Annotated in this window: 12 protein-coding genes and 1 riboswitch; of the genes, 5 read left to right on the top strand and 7 right to left on the bottom strand. The window is 65.7% G+C overall.

The annotated features are described in order from the left end of the window. Nucleotides 1-30 precede the first annotated feature (30 nt). Complete coding sequence (locus tag H6A15_RS05975) at nt 31-1,656, top strand: sensor histidine kinase (protein ID WP_204672844.1); 1,626 nt, start codon at nt 31-33, stop codon at nt 1,654-1,656. Between the two features lie 362 nt (nt 1,657-2,018). Next, complete coding sequence (locus tag H6A15_RS05980; RefSeq protein ID WP_239462404.1) at nt 2,019-2,783, top strand: TVP38/TMEM64 family protein; 765 nt, start codon at nt 2,019-2,021, stop codon at nt 2,781-2,783. Nucleotides 2,784-2,932: 149 nt separating this feature from the next. Here H6A15_RS05980 and H6A15_RS05985 read toward each other — a convergent pair whose 3' ends face one another. Further along, nucleotides 2,933-3,940 carry a polyprenyl synthetase family protein gene (locus H6A15_RS05985; protein ID WP_204672845.1) on the bottom strand — a complete coding sequence of 336 codons (1,008 nt, stop codon included), beginning with the start codon at nt 3,938-3,940 and terminating at the stop codon, nt 2,933-2,935. Between the two features lie 164 nt (nt 3,941-4,104). Continuing rightward, nucleotides 4,105-5,163, bottom strand: coding sequence for a UDP-glucose 4-epimerase GalE (gene galE / locus H6A15_RS05990; protein WP_204672846.1), 1,059 nt, complete (start codon nt 5,161-5,163; stop codon nt 4,105-4,107). A gap of 267 nt (nt 5,164-5,430) precedes the next feature. Between galE and H6A15_RS05995 the strand changes: the two genes are divergently transcribed. Continuing rightward, the gene (locus H6A15_RS05995; RefSeq protein ID WP_204672847.1) at nt 5,431-6,714 is read left to right on the top strand and encodes a PcsB-like coiled-coil domain-containing protein; all 1,284 of its coding nucleotides are present in this window, start codon (nt 5,431-5,433) and stop codon (nt 6,712-6,714) included. Between the two features lie 146 nt (nt 6,715-6,860). Here the strand turns inward: H6A15_RS05995 and H6A15_RS06000 are convergent, their stop codons facing one another. Genes H6A15_RS06000 through H6A15_RS06010 form a run of 3 tightly spaced genes read right to left on the bottom strand, consistent with a single transcriptional unit; the run spans nt 6,861 to nt 10,153 of the window. Beyond that, nucleotides 6,861-7,667 carry an energy-coupling factor transporter transmembrane component T family protein gene (locus tag H6A15_RS06000; protein WP_204672848.1) on the bottom strand — a complete coding sequence of 269 codons (807 nt, stop codon included), beginning with the start codon at nt 7,665-7,667 and terminating at the stop codon, nt 6,861-6,863. After that, entirely contained in the window at nt 7,651-9,606 is a 1,956-nt protein-coding gene (locus H6A15_RS06005; protein WP_239462405.1) for an ABC transporter ATP-binding protein, read from the bottom strand. Before H6A15_RS06005 ends, H6A15_RS06000 begins: the two co-directional genes overlap by 17 nt. Before the next feature lie 4 nt (nt 9,607-9,610). Continuing rightward, nucleotides 9,611-10,153: an ECF transporter S component gene (locus tag H6A15_RS06010; RefSeq protein ID WP_204672849.1), complete on the bottom strand. Its 543-nt coding sequence runs from the start codon at nt 10,151-10,153 to the stop codon at nt 9,611-9,613. A 9-nt stretch (nt 10,154-10,162) separates the two neighbouring features. Beyond that, nucleotides 10,163-10,343, bottom strand: a riboswitch (FMN riboswitch). Nucleotides 10,344-10,610: 267 nt separating this feature from the next. Here H6A15_RS06010 and murB point away from each other — a divergent pair. After that, a complete protein-coding gene (gene murB / locus H6A15_RS06015; protein WP_204672850.1) occupies nt 10,611-11,570 on the top strand; it encodes a UDP-N-acetylmuramate dehydrogenase in 960 nt (319 codons plus the stop codon). A 459-nt stretch (nt 11,571-12,029) separates the two neighbouring features. Here murB and H6A15_RS06020 read toward each other — a convergent pair whose 3' ends face one another. Both H6A15_RS06020 and H6A15_RS06025 read right to left on the bottom strand, forming a co-directional pair. After that, a complete protein-coding gene (locus tag H6A15_RS06020; RefSeq protein WP_342635823.1) occupies nt 12,030-13,094 on the bottom strand; it encodes an FAD:protein FMN transferase in 1,065 nt (354 codons plus the stop codon). Further along, a complete protein-coding gene (locus tag H6A15_RS06025) occupies nt 13,087-13,617 on the bottom strand; it encodes a Gx transporter family protein (RefSeq protein ID WP_204672851.1) in 531 nt (176 codons plus the stop codon). Before H6A15_RS06025 ends, H6A15_RS06020 begins: the two co-directional genes overlap by 8 nt. Before the next feature lie 400 nt (nt 13,618-14,017). On the opposite strand from H6A15_RS06025, the gene hisG reads away from it, so the two are divergent. Next, entirely contained in the window at nt 14,018-15,805 is a 1,788-nt protein-coding gene (gene hisG, locus H6A15_RS06030; protein ID WP_204672852.1) for an ATP phosphoribosyltransferase, read from the top strand. Nucleotides 15,806-15,997 lie beyond the last annotated feature (192 nt).

Genomic DNA, 15,997 nt, shown 5'->3' on the forward strand with positions numbered 1-15,997 from the left:
GGGTCGCCGCACGCAACGGGGCGGGGCAAGATGGCCGGACGCTTGCGCGCATGGTGGCGCGGGCTTCCTCTCATGCGCGCCTTTTTCTGCTATGCGGTCATATGGTTTGTGGCGTCAGCTTCCATCTCGCTGGTTGTCATGGAGCTGCTGATGCATGCCTTCGACGCCGAGGTCTATGCAGCGGGCGAGCATACCGCGCAGGTGGACTCTGGACCGTATGTCTACGATGCGGGCACGGGCGAGCTCGTGCCCGCGGTTTCAATCGAGATGGGCGCCAGCCATGATCACATCGCCTTTTTGGGCATGCGGAGCGGCACCGGCAGGGCAACCGAGGCGGGCGACGGCTATTCGCAGGAAACGTATGACGCGTCGACCGGTCAGCGCGTGGTGTATGCAACCATGGACCTGCTGCTCAGCGACACCTCGTTGCAGGTGATGGATTGGGGAGGAAACTATGCCGAGGCGGACTATATTGCCGCGGGTGGCAACCCATACAATCCCGAGCCGATAAGCCCCGCATCGCTTGCCGACTATGATGCGCAGGAGCGCGCGGAGCGCGTTCCGGTGGACGGGGAGATCGCGCGCGTCGATGACGGCGACGAGGAGTTCGTGATTTCAAACGTGGGCTACTACGTGTCACAAGACTCCGACCCAACCATGACGGGGGCTGCCGTCGCCTATCGAACGCTCGCGGTGGCGACGCCTTTCGTGGCGTGCGGCATCCTGGCCGTGGTGCTGTTTCGCAAGTTCTATCTCAGGCGCCTGTCCGGCCCCCTCGCGACCCTTCATGAGGCTGCGGATAATATCGCGGCGCAGAATCTCGACTTTTCGGTCGGAGAGGTGCCGGGCCGTGAGTTCGGACGCCTTGCCGAGGCGTTTGAGCACATGAGGGTCTCGCTCGTCCATGCCCACGCCGACCTGTGGCGCACCGCCGAGGACCGCCGCCGGCTCAATGCGGCATTCGCCCACGATCTTCGGACTCCGGTGACCGTGCTCAAGGGCACGCTCGAGATGGCGTCCCTGCGGTGCGATGAGGGGATGTCCCCAGATGAGATCGAGGCGCTTTCTGCGCAGGTCAAGCGTCTTGAAGACTACGCCAACTCTATGAGTGAGGTCACCAAGCTCGAGGATCGCCCCGTGCGTCTCCAGCCGACCGATCTGTCCGAGCTGGCTTCAGACCTTGCGCGCCAGGCGCGCGATATGGCGGCCGCCAGCGGCCGCGAGGTCACCGCCGAGGTCGTGTGCGGCGACGGCTTCAGGGGAAATGAGCCCGATGCCGAGTTCTCGGTGGCACTTGACCGGCAGCTGGTCGAAGAGGTGGCGGGAAACCTGGTGGGCAACGCCTGCGCGCACGCGGACCGCTCGGTTGTGGTTGAGGCGTGCCTGTTGCCGGCAGAGCGTGAGTCCGGTGCGGATGCATCTTGGACGCTGCGCCTGGTGGTGATGGACGACGGCCCGGGCTTCTCGCCTGAGGCGCTCCACCATGGATGCGACCCGTTCTTCAGCGAGGCGAAGTCGGCGGAGCACTTTGGCCTGGGGCTCAACATCGCACGCACCCTTGCGCGCCTGCATGGCGGCGACATACAGCTGGCGAACGACCCCGACGGAGGGGCGCGCGTCACCGCCACCTTCGCCGCGGGGGCATCGATGGCATAGCGGGGCCCGTTCTCGGACGCCGGCGGCGCGTCCCGTCGTGCGCCGACAACCATCTGCCAGAAGGGGCCGCTTGCGATGTCGCTCTGGCAGATGGTTCGCATGCGCGGCGGCGTTTTGGGACGCCCGGTCCGCTCCTGCGCAGGGCATGAGGGCTGCCGGCGCCGGCCGAGAAGTCTAAGCAAACCTTAATCGTCCCTTTAGCACCGGTTAACGAGCTTTTCTCTACACTGTGGTCCGGCAGTTGATGCTGTCGGGAACCGTATGGCAGCTCGTCGGTGCCGCGCGGCGTTGACAAAACGTAGAGATTTGCCTTCTAGCATGAGGCATGACGATAGATTCTGGGGAATTTGGAGGGGCCGGACATGTTGAGCGACGAGACGATGGAGCGTGCGCCGCTGGGCGCCGTGCCGAGCGCTTCGCTGCAAAAGGACGCCCCTCGGGATGTTTCCCGTTCGCTCGCGGTGCGTCGTGCGGCGGTTATCGGCATCACTGTCGGCTTGCTGGCGATTGTGGGCATCTGCTGCTGGCAATACCTTCCGGGTCTCTATGCGTGGCTCATCGATGCCGAGGCGGTCCACGCCTTTGTGGACGAGCATGCCGTGCTCAGCCGTCTCGCCATGGTGGGCATCAACATGCTTCAGATCTTTCTGGCCTTTCTCCCCGGCGAGCCGGTCGAGCTCGCCAGCGGCTATGCTTTTGGATTCTGGGAGGGCACCGCGCTGTGCCTGGTTGCCAGCGCAATCGGATCGAGCATCATCTATGCCGTGGTGAGGCGTTGGGGCTGGAATGTCGTGGGGCTCTTCTTTGACCGGTCCCATCTCGAGCGGTTTTCCTGGCTGCAGCACACGCGCCGCGTGGAGCTCGTCATGCTCATCGTCTTTTTGATCCCGGGCACGCCGAAGGATTTTCTTACCTACTTCGCCGGCTTGGTGGGCGTGCGTTTTCCGGCGATGCTCGCCATAGCGACCATTGGGCGCGTGCCGTCCATTATCACCTCGACCATCGCGGCGAGCGCCTTTGGCTCGGGCGACTACACGGTGGCGATCATCGCCGTCATAGCTGCGGGCCTTTTGATTGTGGGCGGCACGGTTGCCTACAAGCAGGTCGAGGCGCGTTGCAAGCGCTAGGCGGCGCGCAAGGCGAGCCGCGGCACGGGGCCGAGGTCGCCGTGATAGAAAGCGCTCCGTCGCGGACGGCGGGTCCGCATGCAAGACGCCCCGGCATCGTCGTGCCGGGGCGTCTGCCGTTGGGCCTCGCGATGGGGGCGTGACGGTTTCTAGCTCAGGCGTTCTACAAAGAAGTCCGCCATGGCGAACAAGAGGGCCTTTGCTTCAGGCTCGAGCTCCGCTGCGGCGAGCGTGCTCTTTGCCCGTGCGGTGAGCTCCAGGGCGTGGTCGCGCGCAAAGTCGATGGAGCCGCCGGCACGGAAGATCTCGACCGCGCGCTGCAGGGCGGCGCGGTCGCGCGTGCCGGCCGAAAGGATGGCGACGACCTCGTCATGCGAGTCGGGGTCGGAGAGGGCGTGCACCGCTACGAGCGTGCGCTTCCCCTCGGTGATGTCGGTGAGATGGTCCTTGTCGGAGGCGTCTCCCACCAGGTTGAGCAGGTCGTCCTGAATCTGGAAGGCGAGGCCCGTGTCCAGGCCGAAGGAGCGAAGCGCGTCGATCTGTTCCTTGGTTCCGCCTCCAGCGATGGCGCCGACGGCAAGGGGGACCGCCCCAGAATAGTGGGCGGTCTTGAGGGTTGCCATGGCAAGATAATCGTCGACCGTCAGGTCGAAGCGGCCGTCGCGGACCCAGCCCAGGTCGAGCGCCTGGCCTTCGACGGTTCGCTGCATCATGGCTGCCAGCTCGCGCAAGATGCGCAGCTTGCGCCCGTCATCGAGCACGGGGTCGTCCGCCACCGCGGAAGTGACAAGCGTGAGAGCATAGTCGCCGCAGTTTATCGCAGGTCCCGTGCCCTCGGTGAGGTGCAGGCACGGCTTGCCGCGGCGGAGCTGCCCGTTGTCGGCGATGTCATCATGGATAAGCGCGGCGGTCTGGAAGTGCTCGATCGCCGCGGCGCCGGAGCGGGCCTCCTGGGGGTTGCCGCCCACCGCTGCGGCGGCAAGCAGGCAAATGAGCGGTCGGTGGCGCTTGCCGCCGTTTTCGGAGAACGCCCGGAGCGGGCCATAGAGGTAGCGCTCGAGGTCTGCCCGATCGGTCTTCTCGCGAAAGAACGACTCCAGGTAGTCTTCGAGGTCTCCGTGATGCTTGTCGAGAAACTGGGCAAAGGCATTTGCCATGAGGGGCCTTTCCAAATCGTCTCAAGGGTGCCAAAAGAGCAGGCCGCGTCGGACGGCGGACGCAGGCCGGCGCGTCGTCTTCTTCGGGCGATCCGCGGAATATAAGAGGACGGGGCCATCTTGCCCGTCAAGGGTCAAGACGGTCCCGTCACCACCAGGTCCGCTTATGCCGTGGCGAAGCCGTCGGGGTTCTGGGACTGCCAGCGCCAGGAGTCGCGGCACATGTCGTCGATGTCGAACTTGGCCTTCCAGCCCATTTCCTGCTCAGCGCGCGTGGCGTCGCACCAGTTGGCAGCGATGTCGCCGTCGCGGCGCGGGCAGATCTTGTAGGGAAGCTCGTGGCCGCATGCCTTTTCGAACGCGTGGATGACGTCGAGTACCGAGGAGCCGGTGCCCGTCCCCAGGTTGAAGATGCCCACCTCGGAGCGGCCGTTCATCCATTCAAGGGCCGACACGTGCCCGCAGGCAAGGTCGACGACGTGGATGTAGTCGCGCACGCCGGTGCCGTCGGGTGTGGGATAGTCGTCGCCAAAGACCTGGACGAAGGGGCGCTTTCCCACGGCGACCTGCGCCACGTAGGGCACCAGGTTGTTGGGGATGCCCTTCGGGTCCTCGCCGATGAGGCCCGAGGGGTGCGCGCCGATGGGGTTGAAGTAGCGCAGCAGCACGACGTTCCACTCGGGGTCTGCCGTGTGCAGGTCCATCAAGATCTGCTCGATCATCCACTTGGTCCAGCCGTAGGGGTTGGTGGCGGGCTTCTTGGGGTCCTCTTCGGTTACGGGCGGGTTGTCGGGGTCGCCGTAGACGGTCGAGGAGCTCGAGAAGATGATGTCTTTGCAGCCGTGCTCGCGCATGACGTCGCAAAGGGTGAGCGTGCTGCCGATGTTGTTGCTGTAGTACTCGAGGGGCTTGTGGACGCTCTCGCCCACTGCCTTGAACCCGGCGAAATGGATCACGCGGCTGGGATGGTGTGTGTCGAAGATGCTGCTCAGGGCATCGCGGTCGAGAATGTTTGCCTCATAGAATGTGAGGTTGGCGGCCGCGTCGTCTCCCACGATCTGCTTGATGCGGTCGATGGCGACGGGGCTCGAGTTGGAGAGGTCGTCGACAACGACGACCTGATAGCCGCGTTCAAGCAGTTCGACGACGGTGTGAGATCCGATGAATCCCGCGCCGCCGGTGACGAGCACGCATGTGTCGGCGGGGGCAAGTGTTTGGGACATGGGGCAGCTCCTTTCGGGAGAGTTTTACCGCGTCAAGTATAGCGCACGGGTATATGGCGCCCGTGTGGCCGGCCGGGCGGCTCCCTCATGGGGGCGGACGGTTTTATCTGGCGGGTGCGCCCGCTGGGCGCCTGGGCGGATGGGACCCATAAGCCGCCTGTCACCGACAGGACATGTGGAGAATGGGCCGAGCGGCGCGATGTGCGGTATCCTTATACACACGACAGTCGGGCGACGACATATACACACACATCAAACGGAGCACGTATGTCTAACAACACCACACCCAAGCGGTCCTCCGATCAGGAAACCTCGAGGCTCAACAGCATACTTGCCGGCGCCTATCAGGCGGAACTTACGCGTCGCGACGCCCTGAAGGGGCTTTTCGCGGCGGTTGGTGCTGCGGTGCTTTTGGGCAATCCCGTGCGCGCGCTGGCGGAGCCCCAGGCGACCCAGGAGACGCTCAACGCGCTCTCCGACGCGCAGGAGAAGTACGACCAGACCAAGCAGCAGCTGGACGATATCGCCTCGCAGTACGAGGAGCTCAGCAAACAGCAGAGCGAGACGCTCTCTCAGATCGAGGACGTCCAAGACCAAATCGACGCCACCCAGACGCAGATCGACGACACCCAGGAGCAGATCGACGAAAAGCAGGCGGAGCTCGAGCAGAAGCAGTCCCAGCTTGCCGACCGCGTGGCGTCAAACTATAAGAACGGCGGCAACACCGCGCTCGCGCTGCTGCTTTCGTCCACCTCGTTCGACCAGCTCATCTCCAACGCCTACTATCTGGACAAGATCAACGAGAGCGACCAGCGCGCCATCGATGAGGTCCAGACGATCCAGGCCGAGCTCACCGCCCAGCGCGAAGAGCTCGAGCAGCAGAAATCCAGCCTGGAGAGCCAGAAGTCAGAACTCGAGACGCTTCAGCAGCAGCAGGCTCAGCAGCTTTCGGACATGCAGGACAAGCAGGCCGAGGTCCAGCAGGTCTTGAACGACCTCGATGACGACGTCAAGGAGCTCATGGCCCAGCGCGACGCCGAGATTCTCGCCGCGGCCGAGGCGGAGGCCGAGGAAGAGCGCCGCCGCCAGCAGCAGCAGGCAAGCAGCGGCGGGGGAGCCACCAACATTCCCGAGGCGGGAAGCGGCCAGGACTACGAGGCGGCAAGTTCGGCCCAGAAGCGCGTGGTGAACTCCTGCTACTACACCCCATCCCCGGGCGCGAACTACTGCGCCGCGTGGGTGTCGCGCGTGTTCCAAAACGCCGGCTTCGGCTATCCAGGCGGAAATGCGAACGACATGTACAACCGTTGGTGCACAAGTTCCAAGAAGGCGGACCTTCAGGTCGGCATGATCGTCGCCGTATCCACGTACAGCAAGAACTATGCCGGCCGCATCTGGGGCCATGTGGGCATCTATATCGGCGACAACAAGATCATGGAGAACATCGGCTACATCAACACGAACAACCTCGATAGCTGGATCTCCTATTACGGCGACACCGTGAGCCCGCGCTGGGGCTGGGCTCGCGGCATCGACCTGTCGGCACAGTAGCGCGGCCAGACGGTTACGGCTGGCCGAGAGGCGCCATCGATGCAACAGGGCGCGCCCGCATCGCCACAAGGCGAGCGGGCGCGCCCTGTGCTACCGCGGACGGGCTCGACGTCTGCGAGGCACGAGCGCCCCCAGGGGCGCCCATGTTACAGCGCGATATTGATGGCGGCGAGGGCCGCCAGATAGAGGGCCATAAGCGCGACCGCAAGCCCGTCGTGACGGGGATCCAGGCGCATCACATGATAGTGGGTGCGCCCGGCGCCTCCCGTGTAGCAGCGGGCGTCCATGGCCCTGCCCAGGTTTTCGGCGTGTCGAAGCGCGCTGGCAAAAAGCGGCACCAAAAGCGGGACGCAGGCGCGCGCATAGGCGATCGCTCCCTTGTTTTCGAGGCTCGCTCCCCGGGCGGTCTGGGCGGCAACGATGTTGCGCGCTTCCTGCGAGAGGGTGGGCACAAAGCGCAGGGCGATCGACAGGACGAGCGTTACCTGGCTCACGGGCGCCCCCACGCGCTCGAGAGGGGCCAAAAGCTTCTCGGCTGCGTCGGTGAGCGCTACAGGCTGCGTGGTAAGCATGAGGAGCGATCCGGCAAGCAGGAGCAGGAAAAACCTCAAGGTATAGAGCAGCGCCGCCTCCATGCCCCCGGAAAACACGCGAATGGGCCCGAGCTCGACAAGGAGGTCGCCCGTTTGGACAAAGAACAGGTTGATGACCGAGGTCACCACCAAGAAGAGGACGATGGGACGAATCTGGGCGAGCAGCCTGCCGAGCGGCACGTGCGCCAAGCCGACGGCGAGGGCGACGAATGCCGCCGCAAGAACGAGCGCGGGCAGGTTTGAGACGAAAAAGCAGCTCACCATGAACACGACGGTGGCAACGAGCTTCACGCGCGGGTCAAGTGCGTGGATGGGAGAGGTGGCAGAGTAATACTGACCGATGCTAACGCGCAGCGCCATGGTGCCTCACCTCCGGCAGACGGGCAAGAAGGGCCTGACAGAGCTCGGCCAGCGTGAGGGGCTCGCAGTCGAGAGGCACCCCATTGCGGGCGAGCTCGCGGGCAAAGGCGAGAGGGGCGGGAAGCCCCGGAGCGGGGCAGGGGCTTTGCCCAAAGACGTGGCGGGGCGAGCCCTGCGCCACGACGGAACCGCGGTCGAGCACGACGACGTGGTCGGCAAGCTCGGCGACGTCGTCCATGGCATGGGTCACCATGAGCATGGTGACGCCTTCGGAGCGAAGGCGCTGCACGAGGGAGCGCATGCGGTCCCTGCCGGCGGGGTCGAGCCCTGCCATGGGCTCGTCGAGTACGAGGATCGGCGTGCGCATGGCCAGCACGCCGGCGATGGCGACGGCGCGCTGCTGTCCGCCCGAGAGGGCGAAAGGCGAGCGCCCCATCAGCCCGTCGCTGGGGTCGAGGCCCACGGCGTGCAGGGCCTCGGTGCAGCGTCGCTCGACCTCATCGTCAGAGAGATGCAGGTTGCGGGGGCCGAAGGCGACGTCGTCACGCACCGTCTCGGCAAAGAGCTGGCGCTCGGGAAGCTGCGAGACGTAGCCGATCTGCGCGCGAAGCTCTTGGCGACGTGCGAGGTCGACGGTGTCGATGCCGCCGACGAAGACGCTTCCCGAGCGAGGCAGCTTGAGGGCGCACGCAAGCTCGACGCTCGTGGACTTGCCCGATCCGGTGCATCCGACGAGGGCGGTGAGCGAGCCGCGGGGCACGCAAAAGCTCGCGTCGGCGAGGGCGAGCGGGGCGGGGCGCGTCGAGTGCCTCCTGCTGCGCTTGCGTCGCGGGCTTGCCTCGTCGGCGTAGGAGAACGAAACATGGTCAAAAACGATGGCGTCGCCGGGAGCCTGCGCAGAGGGAGCCTCGTGAGCCGGCGCGGCTGCGAGCGTCGGGACGTCGCGCCCTGTTGCGCGGAGGTCGTCGGCGCCCTCGGATATGCGATGTGCGACGTCGTGCGCGAGCAGGCCCGCGTCGCCCGTTACGGGCAGGTCGGGCACGGCGTGCGCGAGCTGCTCGGCAAGACGCATGGCAAACGGAGGCTCAAGCCCCATGATCCGGAGGACGTCGCGTTGCGCAAAGACCTCCTCCGGCGTGCCCTCAAGGGCGATCGCCCCCTCTCGGAGCACTACGACGCGATCCGCCAAGAGCGCATCGTCCATGAAATGGGTTACATGAACGATGCCGATGCCGCGGTCGTTGAGGCGTTGCACGATGCGTTGCACGGACGCATGGCCCTGCGCATCGAGCATGGCGGACGGCTCGTCGAGCAGCAGCACCTGGGGTTGCATGGCAAGGGCTCCGGCGATGGCGACGCGCTGGCGCTGGCCGCCCGAGAGGTCGGCCGGATCTGCCTGCGCGAGCTCCGACATCCCGACGGCTTCGAGCGCCGCGTCAACCCTTTGGACGATCTCGGGCTGCGGAACGCCGAGGTTCTCGGGGCCAAAGGCGACATCGTCGGCGACGATGCTCGTGACCATCTGGTCATCGGGATGCTGAAACACCATGGCGGCGCGCCGACGGATCTCAAGCGCTCCCTCCATCGTGGTCGCGTCGAAGCCGAATGCCTCGACCGTTCCTGAAGTGGGGACCAAAAGCGCGTTCATGAGTTGCACGAGCGTGGACTTGCCCGAGCCGTTGCCCCCCAGGATGCATAGGTGTTCGCCAGGGCGAACGGACAGGCTGATTCCCGCAAGCGCCTCGGTCCGGGGCGGCTCGCCTTCCGGTCCGTCTGCCAGGCCGTCTGCGGCGAGCGCTGCGGGATAGGAGAAGTGCACGTTCTCAAGGCGAATGAGAGGCGCGTCCGCACCGCGGGCAGGACCCTCGGTGCGGACGCGGTTCATGCCGCTTGGAGCGATGCGGCCAGTTGTATCGACGGGAAGCGAGCTCGATGCCATTGCCCTATGCGTCGCCTCGCTCCACCTTGAGCGCATTCATGCAGGGCGCAAGCAGAACTTGTCCGGCGACGGTGTTGATGACCATCTTGAGCACGTTGAACGGGATGAGGATGGGCACGATCATGGCGACCACGTCCATCATGCTCACCGCGGTGTACAGCGGCGTCACAAACAGGTTGAGCACGCATGCGACCGCCACCGAGACGACGGCACCCGTCACCATGCCGGTGACCGACGCGGCGCGCGAACGATGCCCGCGGATATAGATGAGTGCGGCGGGAATTACAAACGCGCAGGTGGAAGCCATTCCCATAGGAGCCCCGAAGGGGTCGAGAAAGACGCGCGGAAGCCAGGAGATGATGGCGACCGCAGCGCCCAGCTTGGGGCCGAAAGCAAGCGCGGCGATGAGACAGACGATGCCCGAGGGGTCATACATAAGCCAGGGAGCTGCCGGGAAGATGGGAATCTGGATGAAGCTCAGCAGCAACGATGCCGCGGTGAAGAGGGCCGCCAGCGCGATGTTCTTGGTGTTGATGGATGTGTTCATGTGAAGAAGCCTCCGTTTCTTCCATCCGGACTGTACCGTCGGCCCCGGATTCTCACCGGATCAACCGCTTGATGCGGGTCGCGGGCTTCTGGCTGCGCGGCGCTGCGTGGAGCCGCCGCGTGAGGCCGGTCGTCATGCCGGCCCGCCAGTTACCGCCGGTAGGGAATTTCACCCAACCCTGAAACTGTGCGAGGTCACTATAGCGCTTTTGCGCACTGGTGAACAGCGACGATTCGAAGGTTCACGTTGCCAGGGCCTTCTCCTTTTGTCATGTCGATATTCCAAGTGGGAAAGACGGCCGAGGCGACACGTCTGCCCGCGGGCCCGGGCGCGCCGTTTGCGCGGCGGGGCATCGGGTATAGTCTTGGGGAATGTTTGCCGCGAAGACGAGCCTGACGGGTGCGCCCGGGCGGGTTGACGCTTCGCTTTCGCTATAGAGGTATGTGAGGCGGTTTTCATGCACGAGTACGACAGCTTTAACGAGGACGTCATCTGCACGCTGGCTGCCGCGGTGGGTGAGGACGAGGTCGCGATGGTCGAGCCCATGAGCGCCCATACCACCTTCAAAATCGGCGGCCCCGCGGACGTGCTCGTGACGCCCCGCACAGAGGAGGCCGCGGCCCGCGCGCTCGACGTATGCGCGATCGCCGGCGTTCCGGTGACGGTGGTGGGCAACGGCAGCGACCTGCTTGTGGGCGATCGCGGCATTCGCGGCGTCGTCGTGCTTATGCGCGACAACCTGAGCAAGGCTCGTGTCGAGGGGACGCGCGTTATCGCGCAGGCCGGGGCCCTGCTCAAAGACGTCGCCATCGCCGCGGCCGACGCGGGGCTCTCGGGCATGGAGCCCCTGTGGGGCATTCCTGCCACGGTGGGCGGGGCCTGCTTCATGAACGCGGGGGCATACGACGGATGCACGGGCGATGTGCTCGAATCGGTCTGCGCGTACGTGCCCGGTGGCCCCGACGGCGACCATGCGCGCTTGAAGGGCACGGTCCGCACCTTCTCCCGTGACGAGCTGGGGCTTGGATACAGGAAGAGCCGCGTGGCGTCGGATGGCCTCGTTGTGCTCTCGGCGACGTTTGCGCTTGCACCGGGCAACTCTGCCCAGATTCGCGCCGCCATGGATGACTACGCCCGCCGGCGCGAAGAGAAGCAGCCGCTCGATATGCCCTCTGCCGGGTCTACCTTCAAGCGTCCCGAGGGCTACTTCGCCGGCAAGCTCATCATGGATGCCGGGCTGCGCGGCGCCTCGGTGGGCGGCGCGCAGGTATCGACCAAACATTGCGGCTTCGTGGTCAACACGGGCGGCGCCACCGCGGCGGACGTGCGCGAGCTCATCAAGCATGTGCAGGACGAGGTTCGCGACCAGTTTGGCGTGGAGCTCGAGCCCGAGGTCCGCATGGTCGGAGAGTTCTAAGGGCCTCGCGAGACGCTATGCCCAGCGTGGCGGCATCATGTGGCGTTCAATCGTAACTGCATATTATTGCCCGTTAGATGTATCAAAACGGGCAAGCTCGGCATCTCCGACCGATTGCTTTCAAGACGAGTGGTCAAAAAGGTGCTCGATATAGCAATTTTCCGTCGATTGCGCCTGGTTTTTGGAACCCGGGGCAGCTATTTGGCTTGCCCTGGGAGGCGGGAGGGCTGTCCGGCGTGCCGATTTGAGCCCAATAGAGTGTTAATAATATATACAGCACCGCGTCTGAAGCGTCGAATTGCTACATCAGCGGCTATTTTGACCACACGTAGGTTTTCGCGCCGCGAGACAGCATGGCTTCTCTGTAAAGGGCTGCCCGTGGCATGTCGGGAGCCTCGGCGCGGGCGTCCATGCCCGCCTCGATGCGCTGCGGTGCCGCCATCACGCCGTGTGGGGCCGCTATGCCGCGGCGAAGTCGGTAAGGTCCTGCCAGCGCGAGCTCTCCGCGGTGGAGTCGTCGCGCAGCACGAAGTAGGCTGCCGTATCGTCGTAGGCGTCGACAAGTTGCGAGGCCCGGGCGCTGCCTGCCACAAAGAGCGTGGTCGAAAGCGCGTCCGCCTGGGTGGACGAGGGGCAGCACACGGTGACGCTCGCAATGTCGGTTTCTACCGGCATGCCCGTACGCGGATCCAAGATGTGCCAATAGGTCGCACCGTCCAAGGTGAAGGTGCGCTCATACAGCCCGCTCGTTACGAGCGAGCCGCCGCTGGTGCTCGCGGTCCCCACCAAGGTGGACCCGCCGGGGTCGTTGGGGTCGCGAATGCCTGTTTCCCATGGCGAGCCGTCGGGCTTTGATCCAAAATAGGCGATGTTGCCGCCCAGCGAGAGCGCGGCGGCTGTGGCGGAGGTCTCTTCTCCCAGGGTGCGACAGAGCCGGTCGGCGATGTATCCCTTGGCGATGCCCCCCAGGTCGAGTTTCGCCAAGGGGTCCGCCAGCGTGATGGTGGGATGTTCGGGGTCGGTGTCGTCGACCGCGACGCCACGCCACCCCACATGTGTCAGGGCTTCTGCAATCGCGTCGTCGTCGGGGCGGATGCCCTCCTCGAAGTCCCAAAGGGTGGAGACGGCGCCGATGGTTATGTCAAAAAGCCCGTCCGCCTGCTCACACCAGGCGAGCGCCTGACGCACAATGTCGGCCGTGTCGGGGTCAACCTCTGTCGGCGCCCCGCCGGCGGCGTTGACGCGGGCGATGTCGCTCTCGTCGCTATATAAGTCGAAGAGTCCGTCGTACCGTGCGCATTCGCGGGCAAGCAGGGCGGGGGCCGTCGCGTCGGCATAGACCGTAAAGGTGCAGTAGGTGTCGAAGGCGAAGGTCGAGCTCGTTGCGGGCTCTTGTCCCGAGTCCCCGCCTGTTGCATCCTGGGACGAGCATCCAGCGGCGAGCGCCGCCATGACAAGGCCCGCTCCTCCTGCAAGAAGACCGCGGCGCGAGAGCATGGGAGTGCGGGACGTCTGTCTAGGCACGTGGTCCTCCCTGTGGAACGGCGGCGACGAGGCTGCGTACGGCAACGCCGATGGCGGCGCCGCAGATGACTCCCGAGAGGGCAAGCACCGGCGCGTTTACCAGGGCAACCTGGGGCGACAGCAGCAGCGCGACCATGATGAGCTGACCGGCGTTGTGGGCGATGCCGCCGAGGACGGATGTGGCGATCGTTGAGAATAGCCCGCTTTTATGGGCAAGTGCCATGACCGCCCACGAAAGGGCGCCGCCGGCGAGGCTGAACACAAACGTCTGGGGGTTGGCGAACAGGATGGTCGAGCAGGTAACCTTGGCGAGCATGAGAAACGCCGCCGGTCGAGCGCCGAGGCGCTCGAGCGCGAAGAGCACGACGACGTTGCCGAGGCCCAGCTTCACCCCGGGCACGGTGACGGGTAGCGGCACGAGCATCTCGAGGTAGCCGGCAACGAGCGCCAGCGCCGTGAGCGCCCCGTACAGGGCGGCGCGCCGCGCCGGAGACGTCGAGGATGTCGGCCGGGTGTCGTTCATGCGCTCCAGTATAGACGAGACCCCAGGCAGCGGCCACCTTCGAAATGAGGCGCCCCGGCGTTCGCCGTGGGCGGCGCGCACGCGATTCGCGTGAGGCACGCGTGTCTGCCGAGAACGTTACACCTTGGAATATGCACGCGCTCGAGACGCTTGGGTACTCTAGTATGATAAAGTGCTAACGCCGATGCTGCCGATGCCGTGGCCTCGACGTGCCGCCTCGCGCGGAGACGACGGCGTGTCGCGCACGTGCGTTCGAACGCTTGCCGGGCGCATTCGTTTTTGCGCAAGGCGCCAGGTTCGACGGATATCGGCGACGAATGACTTCACCCGCCGCGGGACGGCCCTGCCGCCTCGCGGCGCGCTACGATAGGGCCATGGAGCGGGCCCGAGGGAGGATGCTATGAAGGCAACGCCATGGGGGTTTCGCGACATCATGCCCGAAGAGGCGGCTGCGCGCGAGGCAATCGCCGACACCGTGAAGTCCTGTTTCAAGGAGGGTGGCTACCTGCCGGTCGAGACGCCGCTTTTGGAGGACAAGGCCGAGCTCGAGGGTGCCGGGCGCGTTGCCGACACCCCGTTCAAGCTGTTTGACGACGATGGCCGCCTCCTGGTGGTTCGCCCGGACAACACGCTGTCCATTGTTCGGATGGTGACGTCGCGCATGCGCTCGACGCCCCTTCCCATTCGCCTGCGCTATGAGGCCCCCGTCGTGCGCCACCAGGCGCGCTTCGCGGGCGTGGCGAGGCAGTTCACCCAGCTGGGCTTCGAGCTTATCGGAGAGGGCGGAGCGGAGGGCGATATCGAGATGGTCTCGCTCGTGGCGCAGGTCATGCAGCGGCTCGGGTTGCCCGGCTGGCGCGTCGTGTGCGGCAGTGCCCGTCCCTTCATGGAGCTGCTGGGGCGCTGCGGGGATGCCGCCCTGGCGCGCGATGCCCTGGCGCTCATCCATGCAAACGACCTCGTGGGGCTCGACGTCCGCATTTCCCAGAGCGATGTCGATGCGAGCGTGGCGCGCGCGATCAGCGCGCTTCCTCGCCTGCACGGCGGCATCGAGGTGCTGGAGCACCTTGATGCCCTTCTGACCGAGGCCGGCGTCGACGTGAGGGCCACCGACGAGCTTCGCGCCCTGGCGCGCGGGCTCGAGCAGGCGGGCGGCAACGTGTGCGACGCGCTCTCCTTCGACTTCTCCATCATGAACTCGTTTGACTACTACACCGGGCTGGTGTTCAAGGCCTATGCGCAGGGCCTTGCCGACCCCGTTGGGTCGGGCGGGCGCTACGATGCCATTTTCGACGGCGCGTTCGCCGGGGTGCCCCATGTGCCTGCGGCGGGATTCGCCTTTTCGCTCGAGCGCCTGGAGGCTGCGCTGCAGGGGGCGGATGAGGCCGCGCCCGGCATCGTCTCGGGCGCATCGGCCGAGGCTCCCGACGCCGAGGGGGCTTCTGCGGGAAAGGAGGCCGGCTGCCTTGCGTGCGCACGCTTTGACGGGAAGGCCGGGCAGACGCCGCTTCGCATCGCCGTTCCCAAAGGGTCGCTCAACGAGGGGACCATCGACGTGCTCGAGCGCGCGGGGCTCGATGTCTCGGGCCTGCGCAATCCCGGAAGACGCCTTATCGTTGCGGCGCAGGACACGCGCGAGGGGGCGGGCTCGATTGGCCAGGTCGAGTATGTGATCGTGCGCGCCACCGACGCCCCGGCCTTTGTGGCGTGCGGCGGCGCCGACTGCGGCTTCTGCGGCAGGGACTCGCTCATCGAGGCAGATCTCGACCTGTTGCAGCTGGTCGACCTGGGCTACGGGGCATGCCGCTTCATCGAGGCGGAGCCCGCGGGGCAAGGGGACGCGACCGAGCGCGCCTACGCACGGCGCGGCGTGCTGCGCGTGGCGACCAAGTATCCCCGCATCGCGGCCGATTGGTATGCGAGGCGTGGCATCGCCGCCGACATCGTGTCGCTCCATGGCAACATCGAGCTTGGACCCATAGTGGGCATGACCGACCGCATCGTCGACATCACTGCCACCGGGACCACGCTGCGCGAGAACAACCTCGTCATAACCGGCGAGATCATGGAGTGCACCGCCCGCTTCTTTGTGAATCCCGGCGCTTCGCGCTTGGATCCGCGCGTACGCGAGCTCGGAGACCGCCTGGCGGCGCTCGTAGAGGAGCGAGCCGTACCCCGGAGCTCGTAGCGCTAGACGGCGCCGCAGCGCCGCCTCGTTTGCGTCTGTAACATGCCGGACACATGGCCCGCCGGCGAGGCCCGCTCGGTTGAGCGCAAGACTTTAGCATGATAAAGTTCCCTCTGTGGACAGATGGGCGCGCGGTGTCATGGCCGCGCGCCCTTTCGTGCTATAACGAACATATCGGGCCCGGCTCCGTCC

The organism is Enorma phocaeensis, from assembly GCF_016901575.1.
GTDB classification, from domain to species: Bacteria; Actinomycetota; Coriobacteriia; order Coriobacteriales; family Coriobacteriaceae; genus Limicola; species Limicola phocaeensis_A.

Coding starts and splice junctions, on each gene's coding strand:
- H6A15_RS05980 (WP_239462404.1), top strand. CDS start 2,019: ATGTTGAGCGACGAGACGATGGAGCGTGCGCCGCTGGGCGCCGTGCCG.
- H6A15_RS06005 (WP_239462405.1), bottom strand. CDS start 9,606: ATGGCATCGAGCTCGCTTCCCGTCGATACAACTGGCCGCATCGCTCCA.
- hisG (WP_204672852.1), top strand. CDS start 14,018: ATGAAGGCAACGCCATGGGGGTTTCGCGACATCATGCCCGAAGAGGCG.
- galE (WP_204672846.1), bottom strand. CDS start 5,163: ATGTCCCAAACACTTGCCCCCGCCGACACATGCGTGCTCGTCACCGGC.
- H6A15_RS05995 (WP_204672847.1), top strand. CDS start 5,431: ATGTCTAACAACACCACACCCAAGCGGTCCTCCGATCAGGAAACCTCG.
- H6A15_RS06000 (WP_204672848.1), bottom strand. CDS start 7,667: ATGGCGCTGCGCGTTAGCATCGGTCAGTATTACTCTGCCACCTCTCCC.
- H6A15_RS06010 (WP_204672849.1), bottom strand. CDS start 10,153: ATGAACACATCCATCAACACCAAGAACATCGCGCTGGCGGCCCTCTTC.
- murB (WP_204672850.1), top strand. CDS start 10,611: ATGCACGAGTACGACAGCTTTAACGAGGACGTCATCTGCACGCTGGCT.
- H6A15_RS05975 (WP_204672844.1), top strand. CDS start 31: ATGGCCGGACGCTTGCGCGCATGGTGGCGCGGGCTTCCTCTCATGCGC.
- H6A15_RS06025 (WP_204672851.1), bottom strand. CDS start 13,617: ATGAACGACACCCGGCCGACATCCTCGACGTCTCCGGCGCGGCGCGCC.
- H6A15_RS05985 (WP_204672845.1), bottom strand. CDS start 3,940: ATGGCAAATGCCTTTGCCCAGTTTCTCGACAAGCATCACGGAGACCTC.